The organism is Nocardia sp. GP40 (assembly GCF_050434125.1).
Classification (GTDB): domain Bacteria; phylum Actinomycetota; class Actinomycetes; order Mycobacteriales; family Mycobacteriaceae; genus Nocardia; species Nocardia albiluteola.
This window is the reverse complement of sequence record NZ_JBNPVW010000012.1, coordinates 187,405-204,834: the sequence shown is the minus strand read 5'-3', so window position 1 is coordinate 204,834 and position 17,430 is coordinate 187,405. Positions and strand designations below refer to the sequence as shown.

The window sequence follows — 17,430 nt, the reverse complement described above, 5'->3', positions numbered from 1 at the left end:
CAGTGTGCCAGCCCGCACCGACAAGATCGACGGCTTGCTCATCGAACCACGGACAGGGCGGCACTCAGAACAGGAAATACCGTTGCGCCATGGGCAACTCCGCGGCGGGCTGCTCGGCCCAAACCTCGCCGTCCACCCGGACTGTGAAGGTGTCCGGATCGACCTCGATGCGAGGCATGGCGTCGTTGTGCGGCAGATCGGCCTTGGTGCGGCTGCGGACGTTGGCGACCGGAACCAGCTTCCGGTGCACGCGCAGGCGGTCGGCCAGGCCCGATTCGATGGCCTGCTCGGAGACGAAATGCAGCGACGTGCCCGCGGCGACGGCCGGGGCCGCGCCGAACATGGGGCGCGGCAGCACCGGCTGCGGGGTCGGGATCGAGGCGTTCGCATCGCCCATGGCCGCCCACGCGATCGCGCCGCCCTTGAGCACCGCATGCGGGCGCACCCCGAAGAACGCGGGCTCCCACAGCACCAGGTCGGCTAGCTTGCCGACCTCGATGGAACCGATCTCGTGGTCCAGGCCGTGCGTAATCGCCGGGCAGATCGTGTATTTCGCGACATAGCGCCGCACCCGGTTGTTGTCCGCGGCGCCGTCGCCGGGCAGCGCGCCCCGGCGGCGCTTCATCATGTGCGCGGTCTGCCAGGTGCGCATCACCACCTCGCCGATGCGGCCCATGGCCTGTGAATCGCTGCCGATCATCGAGATCGCGCCCAGGTCGTGCAGCAGATCCTCCGCGGCGATGGTGGAGGGGCGGATCCGGCTCTCGGCGAAGGCCAGATCCTCCGGGATGGCCGGATTCAGGTGATGGCACACCATGAGCATGTCCAGATGCTCGTCGAGGGTGTTGATGGTATGCGGCCGGGTGGGATTGGTGGAGCTGGGCATCACGTTGGGATGCGCGGCGACGGTGATGATGTCGGGCGCGTGCCCGCCGCCGGCACCCTCGGTGTGATACGAGTGGATGGCCCGGCCCGCGATCGCGGCGAGGGTGTCCTCGACGAATCCGGCCTCGTTCAGGGTGTCCGAATGCAGCGCCACCTGCACGCCCGCGGCATCGGCCACCGTCAGGCAGGCATCGATCGCCGCCGGCGTGGTACCCCAGTCCTCGTGCAGCTTGAATCCGCCCGCGCCGCCGCGCAATTGCTCCCACATGGCCTCGTGGCGCACGGTGTTGCCCTTGCCGAGCAGCAGGATGTTCACCGGCCAGCCGTCGGTGGCCTCGAGCATTCGGCCCAGGTGCCAGGCGCCGGGACTGACCGTGGTCGCCTTGCTGCCCTCGGCCGGGCCGGTGCCGCCGCCGATCATCGTGGTGATGCCGCCGCCCATGGCCTCCTCGAGCAGCTGCGGGCAGATGAAGTGCACGTGGCAGTCGATCGCGCCCGGGGTGACGATGCGGCCGTTGCCCGCGATGATCTCCGTCGACGCCCCGATCACCAGATCCGGATGCACGCCGTTCATGGTGTCCGGATTGCCGGCCTTGCCGATCGCGCAGATGCGGCCGTCGCGAATGCCGATGTCGGCCTTGATGATTCCCCAGTGATCCACGATCACCACGCCGGTGATGACGGTGTCGGGAGCGCCCTCGGCGCGGGTCGCGCGGGCCTGGCCCATCGACTCGCGCAGCACCTTGCCGCCGCCGAAGACGGCCTCGTCACCGGCCGATCCCGGCCCGCCGCTGCGGTCCTCGGTGATCTCGATCAGCAGATCGGTGTCCGCCAGGCGAATTCGATCGCCCACGGTGGGCCCGAACAGTTCGGCGTAGCGGGCGCGGCTGAGTCTGCTCATAGTGTTCCGTCCACAATTCGGCGTTCGGTGGAGGCCGACAGGGCGTCCAGGGGCCCGGGGGCCTGCAGGCTGATCCCGTACACTTCGCGGGTCCCACCCAGGGGCACCAGCGAGACTCGTTGCCCCAGACCGGGTTCGAAGCGCACGGCGGTGCCGGCGGGAATGTCCAGGCGGCGGCCGTGCGCCGCGGCCCGATCGAAGTCCAGCGCGGCGTTGGCCTGCGGGAAATGCACGTGCGAGCCGACCTGGACCGGCCGGTCACCGGTATTGACCACATCGAGTTCGATCCGGTCCGCACCGGCGTTGATCTCGACGGGATCCTCGGCGTACAGAAATTCGCCGGGGACCAGCGAGCTGCGGGTATTCGGGGCGGTCGCGCCCGGATGATCGTGACCCATAACGCGTTTCAGCCGATCGGGTGGTGGACGGTGACGAGCTTGGTGCCGTCGGGGAAGGTCGCCTCGACCTGCACGTCGGCGATCATCTCCGGGATGCCGTCCATGACGTCGTCGCGGGTCAGGACCGTGCGGCCGGAGGCCATCAGCTCGGCGACGGTGCGGCCGTCGCGGGCGCCTTCGAGCACGTGATCGGTGATGATCGCCACGGCCTCGGGGTGATTGAGCCGCAGCCCGCGGGCCCGGCGACGACGGGCCAGCTCGGCCGCGTAGCTGAGCATCAGTCGTTCCTGCTCATGCGGCGACAATCGCATGCTGGCTCTCCTCGGGCGGATCAATCAGGTACATCAATAAGTGTCGGCAATTCTGGCACGGCGGGCGCGCCCCCGCGAGCCGACTCCTCACCCGGGTCGTCGGCGCAACCCGCCTCGACCTGCGGCGTCGCCCGGGCCGGGGCGGCATCACGCGGCGGCGGGCAGATTCTGCAGGCGCACCTGGCCGCGCGCGACGACGCGATCGGTTTCGTCGGTGATCACGACCTGCCACAGCTGCTGCAGGCGGCCGCGGTGCAGCGGCGTGGCGACCGCGTGCAGCACGCCCTCGCGGACCGCGCGCAGGAAATCGGTGTTGTTGTTCACGCCGACGACCGTGCCGCGATCGCCGTACCAGACCCCGCCGCCGATGCTGGCCAGCGTCTCGATCACGGTGCAGTACACGCCGCCGTTGACGATGCCCGCGGGCTGGTGCTGCTGGGGTGACACCACCCATTCCCCGACGACGCGCTCGGGTGAGATCTCCGTGTACTTCAGGCCGATCAGATCGGTGAAGAATCCCTCGCTCAACTGGGCCATGGCCTCGGGCGTCAGATCCGCCAGCGAACGGATCTCGGGCCGATCGTGCTGTGTCATGAGAAAAACAGTCGCACAGGTCCCGGACCATCCGGTTCGCGGGGTGGTAACGGGTTCTACAGCCCGGCCAGGAAGCGTGTCAGCGCCTCGTTGACCTCCGCCGGGCGCTCCTGCTGAACCCAGTGTCCGCAGCCGGGCAGCACCACCAGCAGGCCGCTGCCCGCCTCCGTGAGATGCATTCGGATACCGTTGGATTCGACGAATCGATGCGAAATGCTCACGCGGGCAGACGATATCGGCGATGCATCCGTAGGGTAAGAACGTACCCTCGGGTGCGGTGGTAACGCGCGGGTATGCGTCCAGGAGCAGGGCCGTGCCACATCACGAAGGGGTGAGGCAGACCACGCGGGCGCCGGGTTACCCGACGAGAGCGGCGGGTCCCGCCCGAAGGACGGGACCCGCCGCGGCAGTGGATCGGGGAGTCGACCGCAGCCCTCGGGACTCGCTCGCGATCCGTGCGCCGCGCTCGACTATAGGCCAGGCTTACCTAACCAGGCAAGAGCGCCGCACCGGCAGTCCCAGCTCCTGCATCGCCGCCAGCAGGGCCTGCCCCCGCTCGGCACCCCGCGTCGACGAGGTGCCCGCCAGATCCGGCACATAGGTCGACGCGCCGACCACGGTCTCGGCCACCAGCACCCAGAACCGGCGCGGGCTCAGCCCCGCACATCGCCATATGTTCTGCTGCAACAGCGTCAGCGCGGCCACACACCGATGCGCCAGCCACACCAGTAGCGCCCGCTCGCACGGCAACACGACCACGCCCGGCTCCCCCGCCAGCCGATCCCCCTCCACGACGCGAATCGTGGTATCCGACAGGCCCGCCCAGTCGACGCCACCGTCGTTGTCGGTGTGCACCCACAGGTTCTCGAGCCCGGGGTCCCACGCCCGCCCCTCGGCCACCAGCAGCGCGACCACCCGGCCGACCACGGCATGGACGAGCGCCGTGGCGACAACCTCCGCGGCGACGTCGGCACTGCTCATCTCGGCCGCGTGCCGCCTGTACATCAGCTCGATGCGGCCCTCGCGCAGCCCGTCGGACAGCCGCCACCAGCGGCGCCTGCCGTGGTCGGCCATTGCGGCCACGGCGTAGACGCGCGGATGCTCCGGCTGCAGCGCGCGCAGCCGCTCACAGACACGCCCGAAGGCCTGTTCGCAACGACGGGTCGGGCAGGCGGTGATCGGTTCGAACATTCGAACCTCCTCCTCGGTTGGCAGTGCGGACCGAAACGGAACATAGGTTAGGCTTACCAAGCTTTCTGAGCAATGCTTCGATTCGCGTCAGCAGTTATTCGTCGCCGCGACCGGGCTGGTCGCCTACGATCGACATCCGGTCGACACCGCTCACGGTCCGCCGAACGCCACGCCGCCCGGGCCGGCGCCCGAACCACCCGTGAAAAATCCCACACAGCTACCGACGGGTTACGACGACCCGTAGTACGCGTTTGTGTCGTTGACTCCGTAAGCTTGTGGGATGGCAGGTCTTGGTGAACTCGAGAAAGCGGTCATGGACCAGTTGTGGTCCGCCGATCAACCGCAGACGGTCCGGCAGGTCCACGAGGCCCTCGCAGCGCATCGCGAACTCGCGTACACCACCGTGATGACCGTTCTGCAGCGTCTGGCGAAGAAGGATCTGGTGGTTCAGCAGCGCGACGATCGCGCGCATCGCTACGCACCGGTGCACACCCGCGACGAACTGGTCGCCAGCCTGATGGTCGACGCGCTACAACAGGCGGACGAGGTGGGCAGCCGCCGCGCGGCCCTGGTGCACTTCGTCGAACAGGTCGGCAACGACGGGGCTGCGGCGCTTCGCGAGGCACTCGCTAAGCTCGAAGCCACCGAGGCCGCGCGCACGTCCGACAGGACGCGCACAGCATCCGACGACAAGGGGGGCGCCCTGCAGCAGTAGGTTTGGCTGCGGCGGCCGAATCCACTGGCCGCCGCAGCATGCGTCGCAATCTCGGGCCCTGGCCCCACAACGCAGTGAGCTGAGCATGAACGCAACCGCGCCGGTATTCGCCGGTCTCGCTTTGCTTCTCGCGGGACCGGTCCCAGCCCTGCTCAGCCGAGCCTCGTGGCCGTACCGGACCCCGCGGGCGGCACTGGTGCTGTGGCAGGCGGTCGCCCTCGCCGCGGTGCTCAGCGCGTTCGGTTCCGGCCTGGCCATCGCGAGCCTGCTGCTGGTGCCCGGCCCGGACGGGCGGCCCACCACCTCCCCTACTCGGGAGATCCATGCGCTCGGCCTGCCGCTGTGGCTGGCGTACGTCATCGTCTTCGCACTCACCCTGATCGTCGGCGCCCGGCTGATCTATATGGTGGTCCGGGTCGGCATCCACACCCGCCGTCGCCGCACCCGCCACCGGATCCTGGTCGATCTGCTGGATCAGGGCGGCGAGCTCAGCGGCCACCGGGCCGCCGACATCCGGGTGCTGGCCGCGGCCGAGCCGATCGCGTACTGTCTGCCGGGCCTGCGCCGGCGGGTCGTGCTCAGCCAGGGCACTTTCACCAATTTGTCGGAACCCGAGCTCACCGCCATCGTCAGCCACGAGCGCTCGCATCTGCGGGCCCGCCACGACCTGGTGCTCGAGGCGTTCACGGCCGCGCACGAGGCCTACCCCCGGTTCGTGCGCAGCAAGTCGGCGCTGGACTCGGTGAAGCTGCTGATCGAGCTGCTCGCCGACGATTCCGCGATCAAGGTCACCGGCCCGACGCCGCTGGCCCGCGCGCTGGTGGCCTGCTCGAACTCCACCGCGCCGCAGGGCGCGATGGCCGTGGGCGGCCCGACCACGCTGATCCGGATTCAGCGCCTGTCCGGCCCGCTCGGGGATCTGCGCATCGCGTCGGCGGCCTATCTCGCCGCCGCGGCCATCCTGATCGTGCCGACCCTCGCGGTCGCGATTCCCTGGCTGGTCGAGCTGGACCGATTGTTCAGTGTCTGAGCCGGGCGGGGCCGCGACCGCGCTCGCCGGACTGGGCCTGCCGGTGCCCCTGGTGCAGGCGCTGCGCCGGGCGGGCCTGAACAGTGCCTTCCCGATTCAGGCCGCGGCGATTCCCGATATTCTCGCCGGGCGCGACGTGCTCGGACGCGCGGCCACCGGCTCCGGCAAGACGCTGGCCTTCGGGCTGCCGATGCTGGTGCGGCTCACCCGGGCCGCCTCGGCGCCGCGCCGTCCGCGCGGAGTGATCCTCGCACCTACCCGCGAGCTGGCCCTGCAGATCGAGCGGGCTCTCGACGAACCCGCGCTGGCCTTGGGCCTGCGGCTGGGCACGGCCGTCGGCGGCGTCCCGATCAAGCGTCAGGCCGAGCGCCTGACCCGCGGCGTGGACGTGCTCATCGGCACCCCGGGCCGTCTCGCCGACCTGATCGCCCAGGGCGCCGCCGCGCTGGACGACGTTCGGGTGGTCGCCGTCGACGAGGCCGACCACATGGCCCAGCTCGGCTTCCTCGACCAGGTCACCGCGCTGCTGGACCGGCTGCCCGCCGACGCCCAGCACCTGCTGTTCTCGGCCACGCTCGACGACGCCGTCGACACGCTGGTACGGCGATACCTCACCGATCCGGTGACCCACGCGGTCGACACCGCGGTCCCGGCCGCACCGCAGGCCGCGCGAGAATCCGGTTCTGCCACAGGCGCTTCCGGCGCGAGCCCGGCGGCCGATGCCCCGGCCGCGACCGGACCGGCCATCGCGCACCACCTGCTGCACATCCGCAAGGCCGACAAGCGCGCCGTGGTCACCGAGATCGCCGCCCGCGAGGGCCGGACGTTGCTGTTCGTGCGCACCCAGTACGGCGCGGACAAGCTTGCCCGCCGGTTGCGGGAGTCGGGCATCGGTGCGGTCGTCCTGCACGGCGGCAAGGCCCAGAATCAGCGCACCCGGACCCTGGCCTCCTTCGCCGACGGGACGGCCCCGGTGCTCGTGGCGACCGACGTCGCGGCGCGCGGCATCCACGTCGACGACATCTCCCTGGTCGTGCACGTGGATCCGCCCGCCGACCCCAAGGACTACCTGCACCGCGCGGGCCGCACCGCCCGCGCGGGCGACACCGGCACCGTCGTCACCCTGGTCACCGACGACGAACGCGCCGAATTCGATGCCCTCGTCCGCCGCACCGGGGTCACCATGACCGAATCCCGCATCCGCCCGGGCACTCGCGAGCTGACAACCCTGACCGGCGCCCGCCAGCCCTCCGGCCGGCCGATCCCGGACCCCGCGGCTCCCCCGCCCGCCCCGGCGAACACCACCCGCCGAACCCAGCCCCAGCGTTCATTCTCCCGCCGGAGCAATCGGCCGTCGCGCTGACCTCGAGTTCCCCGGCCCGGCACGCATCACGCGCCTCGACCTGGTGCCCAGGCAGCAACTCTTTGGGCGCACGTCCCACCTCGATTCCGTTTGCGCGCAGCCGTTTCGGTCAGGACCGCCACCACGCTTCGGCCGCCACCGCCACCGCCGCGGCGCCGGATCGCCCAGCGCCCATTCACATTCCGATGGCGGCGTCGGCTCTCCCGAATGGCGCGCTGGGGTGAGGGCTACGTGGGCGGGTCGCTGCCGCCCGCGATGGTGGGTCCATCGTTCGACGCGGCCCGCGAGGCCTGGCGACGCGGTGGACGCGAGGGCTCGCCGCAAATCGTCGCGCTGGCGTACTACGCCCTGGGCGACGGCGACGCGGGCCGCGACAACGTCTACGACTACTACAGCGTCACACCGGATTTCGCGAAGATCACCTCCGGCGCGGTCTGCACGACGCCCGAGGCGGTCCGGGAGGCGGTCGCGGGCTTCACCGATCTGGGCGCCGACGAGATCCTGTTCAACCCGGGCACCGACGACCCGGACGACGTCGCGCGCCTGGCCGAGATCGTCTTCTGACGACCCCGATCCGTGACGGGTGCGGCCGGTCCGCCGGGCCGGCCGCACATCCGGGCACGCGCCGTTCCCGCCGCGCCTGCCCGGACACTCCCGCCGGTCCCCTACAATCGCGGGAGTGCAGTTCCTTCCCGGCCACCAGCCCCCCTACGACCTGACCTACGACGACATCTTCCTCGTCCCGAATCGGACGGATGTGGCGTCCCGATTCGACGTGGACCTGTCGACCAGCGACGGGACCGGCACGACCATCCCGATCGTGGTGGCGAACATGACCGCCGTCGCCGGCCGCCGGATGGCCGAGACGGTCGCCCGCCGCGGCGGCATCGTGGTGCTCCCGCAGGATCTGCCGCTCGGCGCGGCCGCCGACACCATCTCCTTCGTCAAGGGCCGGTCCCTGGTCGCCGACACCCCCGTGGTGCTCGGCCCGGACCACTCGGTCTCCGAGGCCCTGGCCCTGATGCACAAGCGCGCACACGGCGCGGTCGTGGTCGTGGAGAACGACCGTCCGATCGGCGTCGTCACCGAGGCCGCCTGCGCCGATGTCGACCGGTTCGCGCGGCTGCGCGCGGTCGCGGACGCCTCGTTCGTCACCGCCCCCGCCGACGCGTCGCCGCGCGAGATCTTCGAGCTGCTGGAATCCCGGCACGCCGCCCTCGCCGTACTGCTCGCGGCGGACGGCACGCTCGCGGGAATGCTCACCCGCACCGGCGCGATCCGCACGGGCATCTACGATCCGGCGGTCGACGCGGCGGGCAAGCTGCGCATCGCCGCCGCGGTCGGCATCAACGGCGACATCCCGGCCAAGGCCAAGGCACTGGTCGACGCGGGTGCGGACGTGCTGGTGATGGACACCGCGCACGGTCATCAGGTCAAGATGCTCGAGGCGCTGCGCTCGGTCGCCGACCTGCGCCTGGGCGTGCCGCTGGTGGCCGGCAACGTCGTCTCCGCCGAGGGCACCCGCGATCTGGCCGAGGCCGGGGCCGACATCATCAAGGTCGGCGTCGGGCCCGGCGCCATGTGCACCACCCGCATGATGACCGGCGTGGGCCGCCCGCAGTTCTCCGCGGTGGCCGAATGTTCCGCCGCGGCGCGTGAGATCGGCGTGCACGTGTGGGCCGACGGCGGCGTGCGCCACCCGCGCGACGTGGCCCTGGCCATCGCCGCGGGCGCGTCCAACGTGATGATCGGCTCCTGGTTCGCCGGCACCTACGAATCCCCCGGCGACCTGCGCACCGACCGCAACGGCAACATGTACAAGGAGAGCTTCGGCATGGCGTCCAAGCGCGCGGTCGCCGCGCGCACCGTCACCGACGGCGCCTTCGACCGGGCCCGCAAGGCGCTGTTCGAGGAAGGCATCTCGTCCTCGCGGATGCGCCTGGACCCGGAGCGTCCGGGCGTCGAGGACCTCATCGACCACATCTGCTCGGGCGTGCGCAGCGCGTGCACCTACGCCGGGGCCCGCTCGCTGGCCGAACTGCACGACAAGGCGGTGCTCGGCGTGCAGTCCGCCGCCGGATTCGCCGAGGGCCGCCCGCTGCCGTCGGGCTGGTAGCAGCCGAAGTCTGTGCGATGCCCGTGGCCACACGCCGCGGGCATCGCCTCGTAGTGGGCACATCGCGACCGCGTGCGGATGTGACCGTCACCGCGCGGCGCGGCCGGGATTTCGCGGGTGAGTGCCGGTAACATGATGATTGCCGGACCCGGTAACACAATTCCCGCGGACGGCGTTTATCTTGATAATCCGCTACCACCTGCGAAAGGAACCAGTTGTCACCCGCGTCCGAGGGCGCCACTACGGAGGGCTCCTCTACCGAGCCGGGTGACCAACCCGGCGCCCCCGTCATCGCAGCAATTAGAGGTCATTCGGTCCGAACCGGACATGGGGGACGGTGCTGACCGTGTCAGTCGTGCTCACAGTGCTCAGCCTGGTGGGTTTCATCGCGCTCACCGCGGGCACCGCCCTGTTCGTCGCCGCCGAATTCTCCCTCACCGCGCTAGAGCGCAGCACCGTCGAGGCGCACGCCCGCGAGGGCGACCGCCGCGCTCGCCGGGTCCGCAAGGCCCATCGCACGCTGTCGTTCCAGCTGTCCGGAGCTCAGCTCGGCATCACCCTCACCACCCTGGTCACCGGCTATATCGCCGAACCGGTCCTGGCCCGGCTGTTCGAACCGCTGTGCACCGCACTCGGCGCGAGCCCCGGTGCGGCACAGGGCATTTCCCTGGCGATCTCGCTGATCCTGGCGACCTCGCTGTCGATGATCTACGGCGAGCTGGTGCCCAAGAACATCGCCATCTCCGCCCCGCTGGCCACCGCCCGCATGACCGCCATCCCGATGATCGCGTTCTCCGGGGTCTTCGCCTGGCTGATCAAACTGCTCAACGGCACCGCCAACTGGGTGGTGCGGCATCTGGGCATCGAACCGGCCGAGGAGCTGCGTTCCGCGCGCTCCCCGGAGGAGCTGGGCTCGCTGGTGCGCACGTCCGCGCGGCGCGGCGTGCTGGATCAGCGGACCGCGCAGGTGGTGGATCGGTCGCTGGAGTTCGGCGAGCGCAGCGCGGAGGAACTCATGACCCCGCGGGTGAAGATCGAGGCTCTGGACCGGAACGACACCATCGCCGACCTGATCGCCGCCGCGAGCCGCACCGGATTCTCCCGGTTCCCGGTGATCGATGGGGATCTGGACAACACCCTGGGCATCGTGCACGTCAAGCAGACGTTCCTGCATCCGGTGCGGGAGCGCCGCACCATCCGCCTGCGTTCGATCGCGCGCCCGGTGCCGATCGTGCCGGCCAGCCTCGACGGCGACGAGGTGCTCGAGCGGGTGCGCGCCGACGGCATGCAGGTCGCGCTGGTTGTCGACGAATACGGCGGCACCGCGGGCATCGTGACGATGGAGGACATCATCGAGGAGATCCTCGGCGATGTGCGCGACGAACACGACGAGGAAGAGGTCGAGGTGCGCCGCACCGCGTCCGGATGGAACTGTTCAGGCCTGCTGCGCATCGACGAGGTCGCCCGCACCACCGGATACGACGCCCCGGAGGGCGAATACGAAACCCTCGGCGGCCTGGTGCTGACCCGGCTCGGCCGCATCCCGGAACCCGGCGACGAGGTGACGCTGCCCAATCCCGGCTCCGGGCAGCGCAATTCGATGGAGCCACACACCCGCGGCGGCTGGGTCGCCCGCGTGGAGCGCATGGACGGCCGCCGGATCGACCGGGTGCTGCTGGTGCCGGTCGACGCCGACACGATGGCCGGATGGGAGCTCAGCCATGGATAACCGATCCGGATTCACGCTCGCACCTGCACGTCGCGCCGCACCCGGGGTAGTCGACGCGCGGAGTCCATGGGCCGGATGGGAGCTCAGCCATGGGTGATCTGTTCGGGATCGTGCTGACGCTGGCGCTGCTGGGCTGCAACGCCTTCTTCGTCGGCGCCGAGTTCGCACTCATCTCCGCGCGCCGCGACCGCCTCGAGGCCCTGGCCGCACAGGGGAAACGCGGCGCACACACCGTGATCCGCGCCGGTGAGCACCTGTCGATGATGCTGGCCGCCGCGCAGCTGGGCATCACCATCTGCTCGCTGCTGCTGGGCCGCATCGGCGAACCCGCGATCGCCCACCTGCTGCACGGGCCGTTCCGCCTGGCGCACATGCCGGACCAGCTGCTGCATCCGATCGCGTTCGCGCTGTCGCTGGGCCTGGTGGTCATGCTGCACATGCTGCTGGGCGAGATGATTCCGAAGAACATCGCCCTGGCTGGACCGGAACGCGTTGCGCTGCTGCTGGTTCCGATGTTGCTCCGCTGGCTGCGCCTGGCGCGGCCGCTGATCATGCTCTACAACCTGGCGGCGAATCTGTCGCTGCGGGCGTTGCGCATTCAGCCGAAGGACGAGCTCGACACCACGGTGTCTTCGGTGGAGCTCGCCGAGATGCTGGGCGAATCCCGTTCGGAGGGGCTGATCGACGAGGAGGAGCACCGCCGGCTCACCCAGGCCCTGGGCACCACCGACCGCATCGTCGCCGATGTGATGGTGCCCCTGGCCACGACCCGATGCGTGCCGCTGCGCGGGGACGGCACCACGCTGGGCGATATCGAATCCGCCGTGGCCGAGACCGGTTTCTCCCGCTATCCGGTCCGCACCGACGACGGCTCGCTGGTCGGCTACCTGCACGTGAAGGATGTGCTGGACAAGGTCGCCGACGACGACGCGGGCCCGGCCACCCCCATCCCGCGCACCGATATCCGCCCGCTGCCCACGGTCAGCATGGGCACGACGCTGTACGAGGCCCTGGCCCGGCTGCGCCGCACCAGCAGTCACCTCGGGCGCGTGGTCGACAGCCGCGGGAACACGGTGGGTATCGTGGCCCTCGAGGATCTGGTGGAAGAGTTCGTCGGCACGGTCCGCGACGCGACGCATCGTATCGCCGAATGAGCGGAGCGTGCGCCGCGCATGCTGGAGGCGAGCGCCAGCGAGGCGCAGGCATGAGTAGTGTGAGCATTCTCGTACTGCCCGAGCGCGATTGGCGCGCTCGGGCGGCGGCCCATCGCGACCGGGTCGACGCCCTGGTCGGCCCGTACCTGCAGCGACGGGCCGCGGGCTCGAAGCATCCGGTGATCGATTTCCTGTTCACCTACTACGGCCACAAGCCGGCGCAATTACGCCGCTGGCATCCCGGTTACGGTGTGGCACTCGAAAATGCGGCGGAGTACGACGGTGCGCGGGGATACCACCGCGCACCGGACGCAACGACGGACGCCGCCGCGTGGACCGCCGATCCCGATTATCTCGCCCGCCGTCACGACACCCTCGAGTTCGTGGCAAATCTCCTGCGCGCCACCGCGTCCCGGCCCGCGCACCTGTCCTGTTTCGGCCTGCACGAGTGGGCGATGGTCTATCGCAGCGACGAGGTCCGCCATCAGCAAGTCCCCCTGCGCCTGGGCCATGCGGGCACCGACGCGGTCGTGGAGTCGATGCCCCTGCGCTGCACCCACTTCGACGCCTTCCGCTTCTTCACCCCAGAGGCCGTACCCCGCAACACCGAGCCACTCACCCGCGAATCCCAGATCCCGCGCGAACAGCCCGGCTGCCTGCACGCCAACATGGATCTCTACAAGTGGACCTTCAAGCTGGTCCCGCTGGCCGACTCGGCACTGCTGCTGGACTGCTTCGAATTTGCCTGCGCCGCGCGGGAATTGGATATGCGCGCCAGCCCCTACGAGCTGTCCGAGTACGGTTACACGCCCGTCCGCATCGAAACGCCCGCGGGCCGTGCGGAATACGTGCGAGGCCAGTCCGATCTCACCGAGCGCGCCGGCCGGTTACGCACTCGCCTGCTCGACGAGTGCACCCGCCTGCTGGCCGCCGCGCGCGCACAGCCGCCGAACGGCGCAGGTGTTCGAGACCACGAGAGCGGGTAAGGATCGATGACCGGAAATATCGGTCAGGCCCTACACTCGACGCACACGCAACGCTCTCGACGGAGGTGATCAGCGGTTGAATCCCAGGGATCCACGCGATCAGTACACCGCACGTTACGAACCCGGCTACCAGCCGGAGAACTATAGCGAATCCGCATACGGCCGGGATCCCGGACACGATCGGCGTCCCGACTATGGTCGAGACCCAGGTTACGACCGGCGTCCGGACTACGGTCGAGACCCGGGATACGATCGGCGTCCCGACTATGGCCGAGACCCCGGATACGACGCGTATCAGCAATCCGATTATCCGGAACGCAGGCCCCGGCGGTCGGGGCCCGAGGTCGACATCGGCAAGTTCGCCGGAGGCGTCTTCGCCGCGGCGGTGGTCTCGGCGCTCGCGGCCTGGCTGTGCGCATGGGTCATCGAGGTCATCGGCACGCGAATGACCCAGAACGGCAGGTTCGGGGTGTGGAACCCGATGGCGCAGGACGCGTACTGGTTCGCGGTGGCCGCCGGCCTGTGTGCCGTGCTGGCCGGGGTGCTCTACTACGCGTTACGCCTGGCAACGCCCTCGCCGGAGGTGTTCTTCACCTGGATCGTCGGCATGCTGACGGCCGCGGCGGTGATCACTCCCCTGTTGTTCTCCAACGACATCTGGGTAGGCGTCACCACCGCCATCGAGCACCTGGTTATCGGGCTCCCGATTCTCAGCATGGTCCGCATGGTCGGCATCAGGAGCGTCATCTACCGGTGAGGCCCGCCACGGCGGTCGATCTCCTCGATCCGGCGGCGGAGCTCGGCCATCCGGGCCTCGGCGTGACGACCGTCGAGCCGCGCCTCGATGGCGTGGCGGGCCGCCCGCACCGGGTCGTCGGGGACTGCACCGCGCAGGCCCAGGATCAGGTGGACGCGGCATCTGCGGTGACTGCGGAGCGACCAGCCAACCTGCCTCGCCAGCTGGCCACCTTCGGCTTCGACATCGGTGCACCGATCGCCGCCTACTATCTGCTGCACGGTCTCGGGGTGAGCAACCTGGTCGCGCTCGGCGCCGGCGCCGTCTTTCCCGCGCTCGGTGCGGGCTACAGCTTGGCCGTCAAGCGCCGCTTCTGGCCAGCGTATGGGCCCGCAGGCCGGCCGCGTTCCTGTTCGCCCGCCCGTTCATGGAGGACAGACGGGCATTCGCCGTCCGCGACTGGGACGCACTGTGGCAGGGCGAACCCCGCTTCCGGCGGCTCTGGCGGGTGTCGAGCGTGATCTGGGGCCTCGGCATCCTCGGCGACGCGGCAGTTCGGGTTGTCATGGCGTACACCCTGCCGATCCACGTCGTTCCCGGGCTCAGCGGAGCGCTCTGGCCGGTGACCTTCATCGTCCTTCAAGTCGTGACCAACATCTACTACATGGTCGCCGGCCTGAACCGGATGCTCGGCGCCCGTTGGCTGGGCCGACGGGCCAACGCGCCCGGCGACGTCCGGGCCGCGCCCCCTCAGGTAAGCACCGATTCCTCATCAGATCCGAGCGATCTCCAAGCCAACTCGACCGATCGACCCCGATAAATCCTCGAAAATCACTGTCCCAAAACGAACTTACCGGCGGGTCATGTGAGCTACTGTTCCGGACTGTCGGCGTTGCTTGCAGCACAGGCGATCGCGCGACGGGGATTACCGGCCAGGCAGTTTGGGGTTCGCGATGGGGCGATTCACGGGCATTCGGCGTTCGAAACCGGTGCTGGTGGTGTTGGCGGCGCTACTCGCAGCGGTGACGCTGCCGCTCGGCGGTGCGTCGGCGGACCTGCAGTCCGATATCGCCACCCAGGTGCAGCAATTCCTCGATGTGGGAACGGCTTCCGTGCCGCGCGCGGACTGCGGTCCCGGATCGATGCCGGAAACCGGTCTGCAGGGCGATGTTCCGGCCGCCGACCGCGACAACGGCCGCAGCACACGGGGTTACACCTGCAACATGTCGTTGGTCGGCGGATACGAGGGGCGCGGCGGCGGCATCACCTCCACCACTTACGACCACTGCTCGTACACCGGCTCGTTCTTCCCAGGCAACCTGCTGGGCCCGGCGCAGGGCGTGCAGGTGCTCGACGTGTCCGATCCGGCACATCCGGTGCTCACCGCGACGCTCACCGAACCGGCGATGCTGGCCGGGACCTGGGAGAGCCTGAAGGTCAATGTCGCGCGAAAGCTGCTCGTGGGCACCGGCGTTCCCATCGGCGAGGGCGCGGGGTACATGTCGGTCTACGACGTCTCCGACTGCGCGCATCCGCGGCTGCTCAATCCCGGGCCGGGATCCAATCTCCTGATGCCGCTGCCGATCACCACGCACGAGGGCGGCTTCTCCCCGGACGGGCGGACCTATTGGGCCTCGGGGATCGCACCGGGCTTCGTCAGCGCGATCGACCTGACGAATCCGGCCGACCCGCACGTGATCTGGCAGGGCCTGACCGGAATCGAGGCGCACGGCTTCGGGGTCAGCCCCGACGGCAACCGGATGTACCTCTCGGCGCTGGCCGGTTTCACCGTGCTCGATATCGGCGCGGTGCAGCGCCGCGACCCGAATCCCCAGGTCCAGCACATCGGCCGGGTCTTCTGGACGGACGGCTGGGCCACTCAGCACAGCATTCCGGTCAGCTACGGCGGCAGGCCGTATCTGTTCACCGTCGACGAGGCCGGGGCCGGTGGCGTCAAGCTCGTCGACATCTCCGACGAACGCAATCCGCGCGTGGTCGACAAGATCAAGCTGGAGATCGACCTGCCCAATCACCTGGACAGCAATCTGGCCTCCTCGATGGGCGGCTCGGTGTTCTCCTACGACGCGCACTACTGCGCGGCCGATCGCCCCGACAATCCGACTGCCATGGCCTGCGGCTGGGAATCCTCCGGCATCCGGGTATTCGACGTGCGGGATCCGTTCCACGCCCGCGAGATCGCGTATTATAACCCGCCCGCGCGTACCGGGCAGAACCTGCAGCTGTGGGATTCCCCGCACGCGCTGGGCTCGCTGATCGGACCGCCCGCACTGGAGGGCTTCTCGATGGCGCGGGCGGTCCTGGACGGGAAATTCGATCCGGCCAAGGCACTCTCGCCGCGCTCGGGAATGCTCGCCTTCGGCGATGTCTCCAGCGACTGGTGTTTCGCCCCGCCGGAGTGGCACGGCAGCCAGCTGTGGACCACCTGCAACGACAACGGATTCATGGTGCTGCAGCTGGGTAACGGCGTGTATTCCCCACCGGCGGATCAGCATTCGATCGTGGGCTCGTAGATGGACCGCTGGTACCGCCTGGGATCGTACCTCGCCTCCGCGCTGATCCTGCTGGTGATCGGCGCCGCGCTGCGGCCACTGATAGTGCCTGGACATCCCGCCGCCGCACCGATTCTCACCGCCACCGAGATCGGTTTCGCGCAGGACATGACCGCGCACCACGAGCAGGCACTGCTCATGGTGCAACGCCTGGACCCCGGGGCCGACCCGACGGTGCTGCGGCTGTCGCAGCAGATCGATCAGACGCAGCGCACGGAGATCGGCATACTGCTCGGCTGGCTGCGTCTGGCGAACGCCTCGCCCACCGACGACCATCCGATGGCCTGGATGCATTCCATGCCCACACAGCCGCATTCCATGGGACCCACGACGCTCGCCACATCGCCGAACACCATGCCCGGCATGGCTTCCCAGGCGGAGCTCGACAACCTCGCCGCCGCCCGCGGCCACGACGCATCCGTGCTGTTCCTGCAGCTGATGTACCGCCACCACGTGGGCGGCGTCGCGATGGCCCGGGCCGCGGACCGGCAGCTGACCTCCGGCGCGGTGAAGGAGCAGGCGCGGGCGATGATCACCGAGCAGAGCGAGGAGGTCGGGCTCATTCTCGCACTGCTGGACCGGATGGGCGCCGCACCGCTGCCGTAACACCGGACCGCGGCGATTCCGAATGACTCGGTCCCGGAAAAGAAACCGCGCCCGCCGGAATTGCGGCGGGCGCGGCTTTTTGTCCGATATGACGTCCTTTTACAGCGGCGGAAAGCCGGACGACCCCGTGGACAACCAGGTCCAG

At 69.6% G+C, this 17,430-nt stretch carries 19 protein-coding genes; 12 read left to right on the top strand and 7 right to left on the bottom strand.

Annotated features, from left to right (window positions below):
- Positions 1–64: 64 nt before the first annotated feature.
- The 6 genes from ABH933_RS31860 to ABH933_RS31835 all read right to left on the bottom strand — a co-directional run bounded on the left by ABH933_RS31860 (position 65) and on the right by ABH933_RS31835 (position 4,280).
- The gene (locus tag ABH933_RS31860; protein ID WP_429423396.1) at positions 65–1,786 is read right to left on the bottom strand and encodes an urease subunit alpha; all 1,722 of its coding nucleotides are present in this window, start codon (positions 1,784–1,786) and stop codon (positions 65–67) included.
- Positions 1,783–2,184 carry an urease subunit beta gene (locus ABH933_RS31855; RefSeq protein WP_429423395.1) on the bottom strand — a complete coding sequence of 134 codons (402 nt, stop codon included), beginning with the start codon at positions 2,182–2,184 and terminating at the stop codon, positions 1,783–1,785. Before ABH933_RS31855 ends, ABH933_RS31860 begins: the two co-directional genes overlap by 4 nt.
- Positions 2,185–2,192: 8 nt before the next feature.
- Complete coding sequence (locus ABH933_RS31850) at positions 2,193–2,495, bottom strand: urease subunit gamma (protein ID WP_215916837.1); 303 nt, start codon at positions 2,493–2,495, stop codon at positions 2,193–2,195.
- Between the two features lie 147 nt (positions 2,496–2,642).
- On the bottom strand, positions 2,643–3,089 hold the full coding sequence (locus tag ABH933_RS31845; protein WP_429423394.1) for a PaaI family thioesterase: 447 nt from the start codon (positions 3,087–3,089) through the stop codon (positions 2,643–2,645).
- Positions 3,090–3,145: 56 nt separating this feature from the next.
- Positions 3,146–3,499, bottom strand: coding sequence for an alpha/beta fold hydrolase (locus ABH933_RS31840; RefSeq protein WP_429423488.1), 354 nt, complete (start codon positions 3,497–3,499; stop codon positions 3,146–3,148).
- A gap of 73 nt (positions 3,500–3,572) precedes the next feature.
- Entirely contained in the window at positions 3,573–4,280 is a 708-nt protein-coding gene (locus ABH933_RS31835; protein WP_429423393.1) for a hypothetical protein, read from the bottom strand.
- 280 nt (positions 4,281–4,560) lie between these two features.
- Between ABH933_RS31835 and ABH933_RS31830 the strand changes: the two genes are divergently transcribed.
- The 9 genes from ABH933_RS31830 to ABH933_RS31790 all read left to right on the top strand — a co-directional run bounded on the left by ABH933_RS31830 (position 4,561) and on the right by ABH933_RS31790 (position 14,130).
- Positions 4,561–4,995, top strand: a complete 435-nt coding sequence (locus ABH933_RS31830) for a BlaI/MecI/CopY family transcriptional regulator (RefSeq protein WP_429423392.1) — start codon at positions 4,561–4,563, stop codon at positions 4,993–4,995.
- Positions 4,996–5,080: 85 nt separating this feature from the next.
- On the top strand, positions 5,081–6,025 hold the full coding sequence (locus ABH933_RS31825) for a M56 family metallopeptidase (RefSeq protein ID WP_429423391.1): 945 nt from the start codon (positions 5,081–5,083) through the stop codon (positions 6,023–6,025).
- Positions 6,018–7,388, top strand: a complete 1,371-nt coding sequence (locus ABH933_RS31820) for a DEAD/DEAH box helicase (RefSeq protein ID WP_429423390.1) — start codon at positions 6,018–6,020, stop codon at positions 7,386–7,388. Before ABH933_RS31825 ends, ABH933_RS31820 begins: the two co-directional genes overlap by 8 nt.
- A gap of 207 nt (positions 7,389–7,595) precedes the next feature.
- Entirely contained in the window at positions 7,596–7,952 is a 357-nt protein-coding gene (locus ABH933_RS31815) for a hypothetical protein (RefSeq protein ID WP_429423389.1), read from the top strand.
- A 115-nt stretch (positions 7,953–8,067) separates the two neighbouring features.
- Positions 8,068–9,504 carry a GuaB1 family IMP dehydrogenase-related protein gene (locus tag ABH933_RS31810; protein WP_429423388.1) on the top strand — a complete coding sequence of 479 codons (1,437 nt, stop codon included), beginning with the start codon at positions 8,068–8,070 and terminating at the stop codon, positions 9,502–9,504.
- 346 nt (positions 9,505–9,850) lie between these two features.
- A complete protein-coding gene (locus ABH933_RS31805) occupies positions 9,851–11,233 on the top strand; it encodes a hemolysin family protein (protein ID WP_429423387.1) in 1,383 nt (460 codons plus the stop codon).
- Between the two features lie 89 nt (positions 11,234–11,322).
- The gene (locus tag ABH933_RS31800) at positions 11,323–12,387 is read left to right on the top strand and encodes a hemolysin family protein (protein ID WP_215916830.1); all 1,065 of its coding nucleotides are present in this window, start codon (positions 11,323–11,325) and stop codon (positions 12,385–12,387) included.
- 50 nt (positions 12,388–12,437) lie between these two features.
- Positions 12,438–13,373, top strand: coding sequence for a 3-methyladenine DNA glycosylase (locus ABH933_RS31795; RefSeq protein ID WP_429423386.1), 936 nt, complete (start codon positions 12,438–12,440; stop codon positions 13,371–13,373).
- 76 nt (positions 13,374–13,449) lie between these two features.
- Positions 13,450–14,130, top strand: a complete 681-nt coding sequence (locus ABH933_RS31790; RefSeq protein WP_429423385.1) for a DUF6069 family protein — start codon at positions 13,450–13,452, stop codon at positions 14,128–14,130.
- On the opposite strand, the gene ABH933_RS31785 is transcribed toward ABH933_RS31790, so the two are convergent.
- Positions 14,121–14,390, bottom strand: a complete 270-nt coding sequence (locus ABH933_RS31785; RefSeq protein ID WP_429423383.1) for a hypothetical protein — start codon at positions 14,388–14,390, stop codon at positions 14,121–14,123. The genes ABH933_RS31790 and ABH933_RS31785 overlap by 10 nt on opposite strands.
- Between ABH933_RS31785 and ABH933_RS31780 the strand changes: the two genes are divergently transcribed.
- The 3 genes from ABH933_RS31780 to ABH933_RS31770 all read left to right on the top strand — a co-directional run bounded on the left by ABH933_RS31780 (position 14,291) and on the right by ABH933_RS31770 (position 17,285).
- Entirely contained in the window at positions 14,291–14,929 is a 639-nt protein-coding gene (locus ABH933_RS31780; protein WP_429423487.1) for a VC0807 family protein, read from the top strand. The two genes, ABH933_RS31785 and ABH933_RS31780, sit on opposite strands and share 100 nt — an antisense overlap.
- A gap of 133 nt (positions 14,930–15,062) precedes the next feature.
- Positions 15,063–16,640 (top strand): LVIVD repeat-containing protein, encoded by a 1,578-nt coding sequence (locus ABH933_RS31775; RefSeq protein ID WP_429423382.1) that lies wholly within the window; start codon positions 15,063–15,065, stop codon positions 16,638–16,640.
- Positions 16,641–17,285: a DUF305 domain-containing protein gene (locus ABH933_RS31770; protein WP_429423381.1), complete on the top strand. Its 645-nt coding sequence runs from the start codon at positions 16,641–16,643 to the stop codon at positions 17,283–17,285. It abuts the gene before it with no gap.
- The last annotated feature ends 145 nt before the right edge of the window (positions 17,286–17,430 follow it).

What these genes read in the sequence shown, in the direction of transcription:
- ABH933_RS31860 (WP_429423396.1), bottom strand. Translation starts at nt 1,786, where the DNA reads ATGAGCAGACTCAGCCGCGCCCGCTACGCCGAACTGTTCGGGCCCACC.
- ABH933_RS31855 (WP_429423395.1), bottom strand. Translation starts at nt 2,184, where the DNA reads ATGGGTCACGATCATCCGGGCGCGACCGCCCCGAATACCCGCAGCTCG.
- ABH933_RS31850 (WP_215916837.1), bottom strand. Translation starts at nt 2,495, where the DNA reads ATGCGATTGTCGCCGCATGAGCAGGAACGACTGATGCTCAGCTACGCG.
- ABH933_RS31845 (WP_429423394.1), bottom strand. Translation starts at nt 3,089, where the DNA reads ATGACACAGCACGATCGGCCCGAGATCCGTTCGCTGGCGGATCTGACG.
- ABH933_RS31835 (WP_429423393.1), bottom strand. Translation starts at nt 4,280, where the DNA reads ATGTTCGAACCGATCACCGCCTGCCCGACCCGTCGTTGCGAACAGGCC.
- ABH933_RS31830 (WP_429423392.1), top strand. Translation starts at nt 4,561, where the DNA reads ATGGCAGGTCTTGGTGAACTCGAGAAAGCGGTCATGGACCAGTTGTGG.
- ABH933_RS31825 (WP_429423391.1), top strand. Translation starts at nt 5,081, where the DNA reads ATGAACGCAACCGCGCCGGTATTCGCCGGTCTCGCTTTGCTTCTCGCG.
- ABH933_RS31815 (WP_429423389.1), top strand. Translation starts at nt 7,596, where the DNA reads ATGGCGCGCTGGGGTGAGGGCTACGTGGGCGGGTCGCTGCCGCCCGCG.
- ABH933_RS31800 (WP_215916830.1), top strand. Translation starts at nt 11,323, where the DNA reads ATGGGTGATCTGTTCGGGATCGTGCTGACGCTGGCGCTGCTGGGCTGC.
- ABH933_RS31795 (WP_429423386.1), top strand. Translation starts at nt 12,438, where the DNA reads ATGAGTAGTGTGAGCATTCTCGTACTGCCCGAGCGCGATTGGCGCGCT.
- ABH933_RS31775 (WP_429423382.1), top strand. Translation starts at nt 15,063, where the DNA reads ATGGGGCGATTCACGGGCATTCGGCGTTCGAAACCGGTGCTGGTGGTG.
- ABH933_RS31770 (WP_429423381.1), top strand. Translation starts at nt 16,641, where the DNA reads ATGGACCGCTGGTACCGCCTGGGATCGTACCTCGCCTCCGCGCTGATC.